The following is a 12,069-nucleotide window of genomic DNA, read 5'->3' on the forward strand; positions in this document are numbered from 1 at the left end:
GCGACCGATCCCGAGACGGAGGGCCGAAGCCATGTCGATCGCCAACAGCCACGACCTGCCCGCCGACCTTCGGGCCATCCAGGTCGAGACCGAGGGCTACGCCCGCGAGTACGGGCTCGACTTCTACGACTGCATCTTCGAGGTCTGCGACTACGACGAGATCTCCATGATCGCCGCGTTCGGCGGCTTCCCAACCCGCTATCCTCACTGGCGGTTCGGGATGGAGTACCAGCAGCTCTCCAAGGGCTATCGCTACGGGCTCCAGAAGATCTACGAGATGGTCATCAACAACGACCCCTGCTACGCCTACCTCCTGCGCTGCAACCAGCTCGTCGACCAGAAGCTCGTGATGGCCCACGTCTACGGGCATAACGACTTCTTCAAGAACAACATCTGGTTCGGCCAGACGAATCGCAAGATGATGGACGAGACGGCCAACCACGGCAGCCGGATCCGGTCGCACATGGACCGCTTCGGCGAGGACGAGGTCGAGGGCTTCATCGACTCGTGCCTGTCGCTGGAGAACCTGATCGACGTCTACTCCCCCCACATCAAGCGCAGGGATCCCGTCGACCGCTACGACTTCGAGCAGGAGGCCGAGGACGAGGCCCGGCCGTCGAGGTTCCAGAGCAAGCCGTACATGGACGACTTCATCAACCCGAAGGACGTCCTGGAGCGCGAGCGTCTCGCCCGCGAGGAGGAGCGCCGCAATGCCCGGCCTTCGTCGTTCCCCGACCGCCCCGAGCGCGACGTCCTCCTGTTCCTGCTGGAGCACGCCCCGCTGAAGCCCTGGCAGCACGACGTCCTGGCGATCATCCGCGACGAGGCGTACTACTTCGCCCCCCAGGGCCAGACCAAGATCATGAACGAGGGATGGGCGTCATACTGGCACTCGACCATGATGACGCAGAAACTCCTGCACTCATCGGAGGTGCTGGACTATGCCGATCATCACTCCGGCACCATGGCCACGCAGCCCGGCCGCCTCAACCCGTACAAGCTCGGCATCGAGCTGCTGCGCGACGTCGAGGAGCGCTGGAACAAGGGCCAGTTCGGGCCCGAGTGGGACGCGTGCGACGACTACGAGGAGAAGCGCCGCTGGGACAGGCAGCTCGGCCTGGGGCGCCAGAAGATCTTCGAGGTCCGCAAGATCCACAACGACGTCACGTTCATCGACACCTTCCTGACCCAGGACTTCTGCAAGCGCTACAACCTCTTCAGCTTCAAGCACAACGACCAGAGCGACCTGTACGAGATCGAGAGCCGCGAGTTCAAGAAGATCAAGGAGCGGCTCCTGTTCAACCTGACCAACTTCGGCCAGCCGATCATCCGCGTGAAGGACGGCAACCATCGCAACCGGGGCGAGATGTACCTGACGCACGAACACTTCGGCGTCGACCTGCGCCTGGATTACGCCCAGGACACGATCCGGCACCTGCACCGCCTGTGGACGCGCCCGGTCAACCTGGAGACCGTCGTGGACGGTCGGCCGACGCTCCTCTCGTTCGACGGGACCGATCACACCATCCGACCACTGGGAGGCGTTCCCCATGACGCTGAGCCGAAAGATCGCCGACGCGCTTGACGAGAGCACCCGGGTCATCGCCCCGCCCTACACCACCGAGGTGCATGACGGCCCCGACCGCGTGAGGCTCGAGATCGCGGCGCTGGACTCCGTGGGCGTCGCCCTGGACGCTCTGGAGTACGCGGCCCTCGACCGCCGGGATTGGACGCCGCAAGCCCTGAACGCCTGGGGCGAGCGGCTGTCCGCCCGGCTGACGTACCTGCTGGAGCCGGTCGGCATCCTGGAGAGCGACGCCGGGGCGGGGCTGGTCCTGCTCCGCAGCCGCGAGCCCTCCCGGCGCGGCGACGTCCGCGGCTATTACGAGATTTGGCTCGGCCGCGACGGCGTCTGCCGCGTCGAGCGCGTCACCTTCGACGAGGTCAAGCGGCTCCGGTCGCCCGCCCGCTGCCACTTTACCCGCGAGGTCGTCGAACGCCTCGCCGACGACATCGCCGCCTCCTCGCGCTGATCGGACACGCGGTCAATCGACGTCGGCCTCGTCGCCGGCGTCGATTGACAGCACGTCGGCCTCCCGGGCGATGGCCACCGACGCCTGGCGCCGCTTCGGCGGGGGGGCGAAGCGGGCCGCGACGTGATACCCGCCGCATCGGGGGCATTGATAGACGACCAGGCGACGCCCCCCGAGATCCCTCCCGGTGGCCCGATTCCAGACCTCGAGCGCCACGAGCTGCGCCTGGGCGCCCTGTCGATCGGCATGGAACACGCGTCGGCACGTCGGGTCGAACTTCGGTTGGATCAGATTCGTCCACATGCGCGGGAACCTCCGGGGATCGTGGAGCAGGCGTCCAGCTTCCATGTCCCTTCCCCCTCCTTCCTTCCTGACCGCCGCCCTCGCGTTTTGGCGTGCGGGATCACCGCGTGCCTCAATGGCTCAATGCGTGCGAGAGAGTAACGGAGTCGGGGCCCGTTCGGTGACGCCGATTCCAGGTGAGGCCGGCCCGATTTCGCCGATGTCCGTCGCCGATCCGCGGGAGGCGGATCCCCTCGCGCGGGGGCTTGGTTGAAGCCAGGGCCGCTCGCGGGTTAGATTAAGAGTCGCGATTGCGAGGCAAATGACCTCGGCACCGAGACGACCCCACCGACCCTCCCGCCGCGACGCGGGTCGGCCCTGGACGCGCCATGCTCGACCCGACCAAGACGCGATTCTGGAAGGCCGCGCTCCAGAGCGGGCTGATCGACGCCGAGGGCCTCGCCGCGTGCTGGGAGGCGATCGTCCCGGAGAAGCGCCACGACGAGGACCACGTCGACCGCCGGCTCGGCCGCCAGGCGGTGCAGCTCAAGCTGTTGACGCTCTGGCAGGCGCAGCAACTGCTGGCGGGGCGGTCCACGGGCTTCAAGGTCGACCGCTACGTCCTCCTGGACCTGCTGGGGCAGGGGGGGATGGGGCGAGTCTACCTGGCTCGCGACTCCCGCCTGGGCCGCCAGGTGGCGCTGAAGATCCTGTCGCCGGAGCGGATCAACAACCCTCGCGCCATCGCCCGCTTCCAGCGCGAGGCGCGAGTCGGGGCGCAGCTCCAGCACGAGAACCTGGTGCGGCTCTACGACTTCGGCGAGGTCCAGGGCCGCCACTTCCTGGTGATGGAGTACATCGAGGGCAAGACGCTGGGGTTCCACATCGCCACGCAGGGGAGGCTGGCGCCGGAGGCCGCGGCGCGCTTCGGCCGGCAGATCGCGCTGGGGCTGGACCACGCCCACCAGAAGGGCCTGATCCACCGCGACGTCAACCCGTACAACGTGATCGTGACCCACGAGGGGGTCGCCAAGCTCGCCGACATGGGCCTGGCGATGGACCTGGCCGACGACGGCAAGGTGACGCGCGACGGCGCGACCGTCGGCACGTTCGACTACGTGGCCCCTGAGCAGGCGCGACACTCGCACTCGGCCGACATCCGCAGCGACGTCTATTCGCTGGGATGCACGCTCTATCACGCGATGGCCGGGCAGGTCCCGTTCCCTCAGCCCGGCCTCGCCGAGAAGCTGTTCGCCCACCAGTCGCGGGAGCCGGCGCGGTTGGAGGAGCAGGCGCCGGGCGTGCCGACGGGGCTGGCCGACGTCGTCCGCAAGATGATGCGCAAGGACCCGAGCGAGCGGTTCGCGACGCCCGGCGAGGTCGCCGCCGCCCTCCTGCCATTCGCCGGGGGAGGGGCCTCGGAGCCGACGGCCCTGGTCGGGGCGCGGCGGGCGGGGCATGGCTCGGGGGAGGGCCTCGCGGCGAGCACGCCCGACGCCGATCCGGCGCCGGCGACGGCCGCCGAGGCGTTCCCCTTCCGGGTCGACCTGGGGCCGCGGCCCTCGCTCACCGAATCCGTCCGAAATCCCCGGGCGCGGTTCGGCGGGTCGGGCTCCAGGCCGTCCTCGACCTCGGCGACCCCGTCGGCCGAGACGGGCACCGTGGCCGTCGGCTCGTGGGTCGGCGACCCGGCCCGACGGCCCTGGCTGATCGCCGCGGCGGCGCTCGCGGTCGTCGCCGTCGGGGTGGGGGTCGAGGCGGCCCGCCGGGGCAAGCTCGGGGAGGCGTGGCCGACCGGCGGGGCGGAGACGATCGAGGCGAAGGCGAGGCCCGCGACGAAGAAGGCGCCGACGATCGACTGGGGCGGGGCATCGGCCGTGATCCGAGCCCGCGACGGCTCCACTCGCCCGGCGCCCGACCTCTCCGCGGCGCTGGAGGCCGCGCTGGGGGGACGGGGCGTGGTCGTCGTGAAGGGGGGGGAACCCGTCGCGATCCCGGCAGACGCCGCCCGCACCCTCTCCGGCCGGGGGACGATCGAGATCGAGGGGGAGGCGGGCGGGGCGGCCGTCCTGCGCGTCGAGCTGGGGGATAAGCCCTGGATCTCGACCGGTTCGAGCGCGAACCTGGTGCTCCGCGACCTGACGATCGAGGTCGCCCGATCCGCGTCATCCGACCAGCCGCCGCCTCCCCTGTTCCTGGCGACTGGCCGGGCGAAGTTCGAAAATTGCGCGTTCCGGACGATCCCGGCGCTGGGATACGCGGGCTCGACCGCCGTGGTCGCCAAGGGGGGGGCCCTGGAGGCCCAGGGCTGCTGGTTCGAGGGCTTCGACGCGGCGGTCGAGATCCGGGCGATGGCGGGCGTGGAGCATCGGCTCCGGGGCTCGATGTTCGTGCCCGGCGGGACGCCGATGGAGGCGGCGAACGCGGACCTCCCCGTCCGCCGCGGCTGGGCCGCGCGGGCCGTGTTCGAAGGGGGCGGGGTCCGCGACGGCCGCCGGCTCGTGGGGATCACCCGCTGCACCATCGCCGGCGAGGGGCTGCTGAAGCTGGAAGGCTTCCCCGAGACGTCGCCGTTGCGGGTCGAGGCCGTCTCGTGCGCCGCGAGGGTGGAACGGCTGGTCGACGCCTCGCCCCCCTGGGACCCGAAGGCCCTCGCCTGGGAAGGTTCCGGCAATCGGTTCGACGTGACGGGCGAGACCTGGGCGACGGCCGGCGTGTCGGAGGCCATCGCGGCGACCTCGGCCGACTGGTCCCGGCTCTACCCCGAAAGGAACCTCGACGAGACGGGCGTGCGTTTCTCGATGAACGGCCAGACCCCCGACGGCCGCCTGCTCCCCTCCTCCTACTCGCTCCTCGGCCCCGGCGGCGCCTCCTATGGCGCGAACCCGGCCGAAGTCGGCCCGCGGCCCTGACGGCCGGAGCCGGCGGCGGTCAGTCTTCCAATTCGCCCAGCTCTCGCAGCCTCGCCAGATATCGCTCGGCGCGCTCCCGCTCGGCCTCGGCCCGCTGGCGTTCGGCTTCGGCGAGGCTTTCGGCCTCCTCGGCGCGACGACGCTCGGCGAGCTTGCGGCCGCGCTCCTCGCGCGCGGCCTCGAGGGCTTCCATGGCGGCCTCGCGCGCCGCGAGCGCGTCCTCGCGGGCTTCCAGGGCGGTGTCGAAGGGGGAGCCGTCCGGGTGATAGATGGTCAGGCCTTCGGGGCCCTCGGGCTCGAACCGGATCCCGAGCAGCGGGCTCGTCCAGCCGCGGATGTCGTCGATCTCATCAAGCCGGTCGCCGCGGCGGATCCAGCCCTGGAGAGTTCGACCGTCGGGGTCGAAGAAGTAGTATTCCCGGACCCCGTGTCGCTCATAGAAGACTCGCTTACGCTTCATCTCGGCGTCGGTGTTGCTGGGCGAGCGGACCTCGAAGACGACGGTCGGCGGCACGCCCGCTTCCCGCCACTGCATGTACGACCCGCGTTCCCCCTTGGGACGGCCGAGGACGACCATGGCGACGGGCGCCGTGCGGACCTCGGGGAATCCTTCTCGCGCGTACCAGAGGAGGTTGCCGGCGACGAAGACGTCGGGGCGGTCGCGGAAGAGGAATTGCAGGCCCTCGACGATCGTGCATATCCAGCGGAATTGGACCGTGTTGTCCGACATCGGCTCGCCGTCGTCGTCGGGATAGAGGAGCAGGTCTTCCGGCGATCGCGCGATCGAGGTTCCCATCGCTCGGCCCTCCGAGTCTAGTTCCCGTAGGCTGGGTCGCGACCAATCTCCGGGATAAGCTTCGGCATGCGCGGGCTGGGTCGCGACCAAGCCCGGGAGAAGGATCCGCGTCCCGACCTCGCCATTCTACCAGCGATCCCTTCAGATGGCCTCGTCGCCGAGCAGGTGGGCGCTCGACTTGAGGATGCGCTGGCGACGGCCGCGCGAGGCGTCCGCGGCGGCCCCCTGGGCCTCCAGGTCGGCGAGGTTCGCCCGGCAGAAGGGGCATTCGACGACTTCCAGGTGGAAGCGGAAGTAGTCCGCCAGGTCGGGGTCGAGGGCGTCCAGCAGCAGGCTGCCGAGCTGCTGGCGGGTGGGGCAGGTGAGCCGGGCCCGGATCCAGATGGCGCCCAGGCTGTGGAGCTGGAGGTCCTCGCGATCGTCGCGGACGTCCTCCAGCCGGGCGCGGAGCGAGGCCGAGTCGCGCAGGGCCTTCTCCACCCGGGCGGACTCCCCGGGCGCGAGCCGGTCGGCCAGGTAGTCGCGGAGCGTCGCCTCGTCGATGTCGATCGCGGTCGGTTCGTCGCGGTTCATGGCGGCGTCAGCCCTCGGGGGGGGCGGCGTCGAGGCTCAGCCCGGCGCGTCGGGCCATGTCCTTGAGCCGGGCGATGGTCTGGAACTTGTAGCTGGCGACCGCCTGCTCGGTGAGGCCCAGGTCGCGCGCCACGTCCTTGTTGGCCCGCCCCTTGACCATCAGCAGCTCCAGGCAGCGGATCCGGTCGAAGTCGCCGCGGGCGAGCCATTCGCGCACCAGCTTGCCCATCGACTCGCCCAGCACCCGCTCCTCCTCGCGCCGGCGCTCGCCGCTGCGGGCGATGCTGGACGCGCCTCGGGCCTCGCCGGGGACCTCGTCCAGCGGCCGGCCGTGATCGTCGGAGCCGAACTGGTCGATCGGCCGACGGCCCTGCTTGCGGAGGTGGTCGGTCAGCTTGTGGGCGGCGATCGAGAACAGGTACGCCTCGATGTCGCGACGCTCGTCGTAGTGCGGCAGGCTGGTCAGGAACCCGATGAACGCCTCCTGCACGACGTCCTCGCTGGCGGCGCGGTCGCGCAGGCGGCTGTCGATGAACGCCAGCAGCCGGCCCTCGAACCGCTCGATGAGCTGACGCCACGCCGGCGCGCTGCCGGCGCGGACCTGACGGACGAGCAGGAGGTCGGATTCGGACGTGGCCATCGATGGGATCCCGCCGGGCTGGGGCCCGGCCCGCGATCGTCGCGGCCGGCCCTCTGAGGGGATTCTATCTCCCCCGGCGGTTTATTGGTATCGATTCCGCCCCGAGGGAATCCCTTTCGATCTCGTCGGACACGGGCCGCGAAGCCGAAGGGCCGCTGAACAGTGGCCGAGTCCCGAGAAAAAATCCGGATTCGTGAAATCTCGTCGACCCCGGCGCTGACCATGAGGGTGTTTGATGACGATGTTCCTTGGCATCCCGGAAGCAGTCAGCATCAATGGGCCAGCGGCCCCGGAAGATCACGCGGGACCGGTCCCTCTCCTTCGGGCGGAGGGCGGCCGTCCGCGCGACAACAAAACGCGGGTCTCCGGCCCGATCCCGTCCCCTCCCCCGCCGGGCGAGGGCGGCCGCGCCAGCGGCGGGCGAGAGCCGTCACGCTGCGGGGACGGCGTCGGCCGCGCCTGCCATGGCCCGCCGCTATCTCCACGATCCGACGACCCTCACCCGGCGGGAGAGGGGACGCGTTTCACCCTCGCCGAGTCCGGCGGGGGACGAAAAAACCACTTCGAGGACGACGAACGAAGCCAAGGTGTTTTCGACGCAAGTCTGTTAAATTCCATGGCTTAGTCGCATGGAGGCGGAAACGTCGGCGCGCGAACGAAGCCAACTCGCGGACGTCCCGCGTCAGGCGAGGAATTGGTAGAGCGCGACGCCCGAGGCGCCCACGGCGGCGGCGGCGGCGAGGCGGAGGCGGTTCGTGTAGTAGCCCCGCGTCGCCTCGTCGGCGCGGATGTAGCCGGAGACCGCCCCCAGGCAGACCAGGACGAAGCCCAAAGTCGCCGCCAACTTCATCGTCCGGTCGCGGGTCACGTCGCGTCGGTAGGCGTCGACCAGGCGGGCGCGGTGGCCGCCCCCGAAGTCGGCGTCGATGACCGCGGTGTAGACCGTGCCGTAGTCTTTCTCCTCCGGCGCGACCCGGACCTGCTCGACCATCGCGTCGACGAGCGCCGCGGGGGGTGTCCAGGAAGTCGCCGCGTCCGGCGCCAGCCACTCGCGGATCTCGGCGTCGAGCCGGCGACGGGCGTCCTCCTTGGCCCGGTCCAGCGTGGCCGAGACGCGACCGGCGACCTGGCGCGTCTCCGGGGCGTTAACCTGGCGACGGTCGTGCGAGACGCGCCGGTGGTGCTCGTGGGCGCGACGCGGGCCGTGGCCGCGATGCTCGGGCGACACGACGACGAAGCCCAGCAGCAACAGGGCGGCGAAACCGAGGAGCAGGAGCTTCATCAGGGTCTTCATGGCGTTGGGTCCATCACCGTCCGAAGGCTGTTCGACGACCTCTTCGATCCGCGTTCAGGCCGTCCGGGCGCGGCCGGGGCGCTTGCCGAGCTTCTTGACGTATCGGGCGTATCGCGCGGCCTGCTCGTCCCAGGGGCTGACGAACTGGATCGCCACGACGGCGATCGCGGCGATCGCCACGCCCTCCGCCGCGCGTTCCCCGGGGGGCGAGGAGAGCAAGGGCGATAGGACCGACGCGGCGATCAAGGTCCAGGCGACCGGCAGCAGGCCGAATCGCCGCCTGCGATCGCGGACGGTCTGCCCGTACCAGGCCGAGGTCGCCACGGCCAGCCCCGCGAAATAGATCGGCGCGGCGACGATCTCGCCTTCGTCCAGCATCAGCCCCCGGGCCAGCAGCCAGGCGCCGCCGCCGACCGCCGCGCCGACGATCGCCGCGGCGACGCGACGGCCGGTCGAGTCGACCTCGCGGGCCTCCAGCGCCTTGTTCAGGACCAGGGCGGCCCAGGTCGCCAGCAGGGCGACGCCGTAGAGGAAGACCACGCGGGCGGTCTCGTGGGCCGCGTCGATCCCCAGCAGGGCGACGGCCGGCGCGACCAGCAGCGCGATCAGCAGCGCCGCCCAGAGCATCGACGCCGTGACCTCGGCCACGCGCGCCCGGCCGGTCGCGGCCGGCGGCGGGGCGGGCGGGGGCGTCTCGTCGCGGCGGTGGCCGCGCGGCGGGACGTCGGGGGCGGGGCGGCCGCGTCGGCCCCCCTGTCGCTGGCGCATCCGTCGCCAGTCGGACTTCACCCGCTCCTGGATCGACGGCCGGGGGGGCACGGTGTCCGGGCCAATGTAGAAGACCGGCTCCTCGGCCTCGATCCGATGGATCTCCTCGGCGGGCGGGGCCTCGGCCGGCCCCCTCGCGCCGATGACGCGGATCTCGGGCGTCCTGGGGGCGTCGCCCGCCGGGAGCATGTCGTGCATCCGGGCGGGGCGCTGGTTGGGATCCTTCGCCAGGGCCCTCGCCACGATCCCGCGGTATGGTTCCGGCAGGGCGGAGACGTCGGGGCGGGCGGTCAGGTGCTTCATCAGGATTTCGTTGACGGTCTCGCCGTCGAACGGGACGCGGCCGGTGATCATCTCGTGGAGGATCACGCCGACGGCGTAGACGTCGATCGCCCGGCTGTACTTGCCCGAGCCGATCTCCGGCGCCATGTACTGGCAGGTGCCGATGCTCTCGGAGTGGTCGCTGCCGTGGCTGGCGGTGATGAGCTTGGCCAGGCCGTAGTCGCCGATCTTGACGACCCCCCCGTCCAGGAAGAGGTTCGCCGGCTTCAGGTCGCGGTGGACGACGCCGTGGTCGTGCAGGTAGGCGACCCCCTCCACCAGCCCCTTGAGCCAGTGGCGGACCTCGTCCATCGGCAGCCCGCCCGGGTGCTGGCGGAGGACGTCGGCCAGGCTCTGGCCGGCGACGTACTCCATCACGACGAAGGAGTCCCCCGCCTCGTTGTCCTTCAGGTCGAAGATCGTCAGCAGGTTCGGGTGCTTGAGGTTCATGCACTGCACGACCCCCCGGCGCTCGATCTCCAAATTGCGGAGGATCAGCTTCAGGGCGACCTCGCGGCCGGAGTCCGAGACGGCGTAGTACACCTCGCCGAAGCCGCCGCGGCCGACGGCCCGCTTGATCGTGTAGCCGTCCAGCGGGCGCTCGCCGCCGGCGAAGGCGAACCGGCCGGAGGGGCCGCGCGAGGGGGCGGCGGATCGCATGGAGTAGCGCCCCGGGGAGATGCCCCCGGCGCGGGTGGCGTCGTCGAGGCGCTCGGGGACCGTCTCCTCGAGCGGCGACAGGGGGCGATGGGCGGCCGTCGCGTTCATCGGTTCCTCGAATCCAGGGTCCGGCGGCAGGTCGCGTCGAGCCACGTCTTCGTCCTTCCCGGCCTAAGAGGATTCGCCGAGCGTGAGAGGATCTTGATCGGGGGCGGCCGATTTCCCGTCGGGATCGGGCTCAGGCCGGGGAGGCCCCCAGGGGTTCCAGCTTGAACGAGAAGCCCTCGCCGCGGACGCCGGACGACGGGGAGAGCGCCGCCCTCGCGGCGCCGGGCCGGCCGTCGACCTCGAAGCCGCCGCGGGCCCGGCACCACAGCGAGCCCCCCTGGCGATAGAGGACGACGGCCTCGCGCAGATCCGGCGCCGGCACGTGGGCCTGCGCGGCCGGGCCGACGATGCAGGTCTCCGCCATCAGCAGCACGCCGTCGACGGCCATCGGCAGGCGATGCCGGCTGACGACCGTCAGCCTCGCCGTGGCGCTGTAGGGGCTGGGCTGGCGGAACTCCAGCTCGACCGTCGGGCCGAGGCGGATCACGTCGCCGTCGCGGAGGATCGCGGGGCCCTCGACGCGGCGGCCGTTGACGAACGTGTCGTGGATCGGCTCGATCGTGTAGCCCTCGCCGCCCCGGACGACCACGGCGTGTCGCCGCGAGAGGTCCCCCATCAGGGGGATGTCGGCCGAGGCGTCGGGCCCGGCGCGGCCGATGAGCACGCGCTCGTCCAGGCAGACGAGGTAGCCGCCGACGGCGTCGGCCCACAGGAGGAACCGGCCGCTCGGGCCATCCCCCGAGGAGCGGGCGACGGGCCGGTCGGGCTCCGGCTCGCGCGGGGGCTTCGCGGCGGCGACGTCCAGCGTGGGGGCCGCGCCGCTCCGCCGGGGGGCCCATCGCGAGCCGCTGGACGGGCCGACCGCGGCGATCCGCTGCCACGCGCGGGCCCGCGCCTCGCGGGCGGCCGGGTGCTCCGGCACGCCGGCCAGGACCGCCTCGGCGGCGGCGAGGATCCGCGCCCAGTCGCCCTCGGAAAGCGCGGCGTACAGCGCCTCCGCCAGGGGGCCGGCGGCCTTGCGGCGGGTTTCCAGGTCGCGAAGCGCGGCGGCGACGGCCTCGCGCGCCGCGTCCATGCCGGCGCCGGCCGCGAGCCGCTCGGCGCTGGCCAGCCCTTCGAGGGCCCGGCCGAACTCGCCGCGGCGGCCCTCGGCGGTCGCGACGGCCCAGGCCTCGGCGACCTCCCGGCAGCGCCGCAGCGCCGGGCCGCTCACCTTGTCGCGCCCCAGGGCGTCGATCCGCTCCAGCGCCCGGCCGGGCTCGCCCGCGTCGAGGTCGTCGCGGATCTCCCCGGCCGCCCGGTCCGCCAGGTCGAGCCGGGCGGCGGCCAGCGCGTCGGGGGGGGCCTCGAACCGCTCGGCCAGCCGCAGGTCGGCGATCGCCCCGGCCACGTCGTCGCAGGCCGCCCGGCGCGAGGCCCGGGCGATCAGGTCCAGGGCCAGGCGGGCGCGGAACCGCGCCACCTGCTGGTGGTCGGCCGCCTCGGGGCGGCGGGCCAGGGCGTAGGCCTCCTCGTAACGGCCGCCCCGCGCCGCCTCCTCGGCCTGCCGCAGCACGACGCGCCATTGCCCCATCATGATGGAATCGCCGCCCGGAGTGGCCATGGGGTTTTCAATCTCCGCCATCGTATGCCAGATGCCCGACGCCGCTCAACACGACGAGCGGCGTCGGGGGGGGGGGGGG

The 12,069-nt window shown here is 71.8% G+C and carries 10 protein-coding genes; 3 read left to right on the forward strand and 7 right to left on the reverse strand.

The features are described 5' to 3' along the window. Positions 1 to 31 precede the first annotated feature (31 nt). Together WG209_RS04070 and WG209_RS04075 are read left to right on the forward strand one after the other, a co-directional pair. Positions 32 to 1,585, forward strand: coding sequence for a SpoVR family protein (locus WG209_RS04070; protein ID WP_337173729.1), 1,554 nt, complete (start codon positions 32 to 34; stop codon positions 1,583 to 1,585). Beyond that, a complete protein-coding gene (locus WG209_RS04075; RefSeq protein WP_337173730.1) occupies positions 1,551 to 2,033 on the forward strand; it encodes a hypothetical protein in 483 nt (160 codons plus the stop codon). The genes WG209_RS04070 and WG209_RS04075 overlap by 35 nt, the downstream gene beginning before the upstream one ends. 12 nt (positions 2,034 to 2,045) lie before the next feature. On the opposite strand, the gene WG209_RS04080 is transcribed toward WG209_RS04075, so the two are convergent. Then, positions 2,046 to 2,381: a hypothetical protein gene (locus tag WG209_RS04080; protein WP_337173731.1), complete on the reverse strand. Its 336-nt coding sequence runs from the start codon at positions 2,379 to 2,381 to the stop codon at positions 2,046 to 2,048. A gap of 323 nt (positions 2,382 to 2,704) precedes the next feature. Here WG209_RS04080 and WG209_RS04085 point away from each other — a divergent pair, with 323 nt between their 5' ends. After that, entirely contained in the window at positions 2,705 to 5,227 is a 2,523-nt protein-coding gene (locus WG209_RS04085) for a serine/threonine-protein kinase (protein WP_337173732.1), read from the forward strand. A 19-nt stretch (positions 5,228 to 5,246) separates the two neighbouring features. Here the strand turns inward: WG209_RS04085 and WG209_RS04090 are convergent, their stop codons facing one another. From WG209_RS04090 to WG209_RS04115, 6 genes are all read right to left on the reverse strand, one after another. Further along, positions 5,247 to 6,023, reverse strand: coding sequence for a Uma2 family endonuclease (locus WG209_RS04090; protein WP_337173733.1), 777 nt, complete (start codon positions 6,021 to 6,023; stop codon positions 5,247 to 5,249). Between the two features lie 141 nt (positions 6,024 to 6,164). Further along, the gene (locus WG209_RS04095; protein WP_337173734.1) at positions 6,165 to 6,596 is read right to left on the reverse strand and encodes a hypothetical protein; all 432 of its coding nucleotides are present in this window, start codon (positions 6,594 to 6,596) and stop codon (positions 6,165 to 6,167) included. A 7-nt stretch (positions 6,597 to 6,603) separates the two neighbouring features. Then, positions 6,604 to 7,236 carry a sigma-70 family RNA polymerase sigma factor gene (locus WG209_RS04100; protein ID WP_337173735.1) on the reverse strand — a complete coding sequence of 211 codons (633 nt, stop codon included), beginning with the start codon at positions 7,234 to 7,236 and terminating at the stop codon, positions 6,604 to 6,606. A 682-nt stretch (positions 7,237 to 7,918) separates the two neighbouring features. Next, complete coding sequence (locus WG209_RS04105) at positions 7,919 to 8,530, reverse strand: hypothetical protein (protein WP_337173736.1); 612 nt, start codon at positions 8,528 to 8,530, stop codon at positions 7,919 to 7,921. A gap of 54 nt (positions 8,531 to 8,584) precedes the next feature. Next, positions 8,585 to 10,432 carry a serine/threonine-protein kinase gene (locus tag WG209_RS04110; RefSeq protein ID WP_337173737.1) on the reverse strand — a complete coding sequence of 616 codons (1,848 nt, stop codon included), beginning with the start codon at positions 10,430 to 10,432 and terminating at the stop codon, positions 8,585 to 8,587. An 85-nt stretch (positions 10,433 to 10,517) separates the two neighbouring features. After that, entirely contained in the window at positions 10,518 to 11,990 is a 1,473-nt protein-coding gene (locus WG209_RS04115; RefSeq protein ID WP_337173738.1) for an FHA domain-containing protein, read from the reverse strand. Between the last annotated feature and the right edge of the window lie 79 nt (positions 11,991 to 12,069).

This window comes from Paludisphaera sp., assembly GCF_037189885.1.
Lineage (GTDB): Bacteria > Planctomycetota > Planctomycetia > Isosphaerales > Isosphaeraceae > Paludisphaera.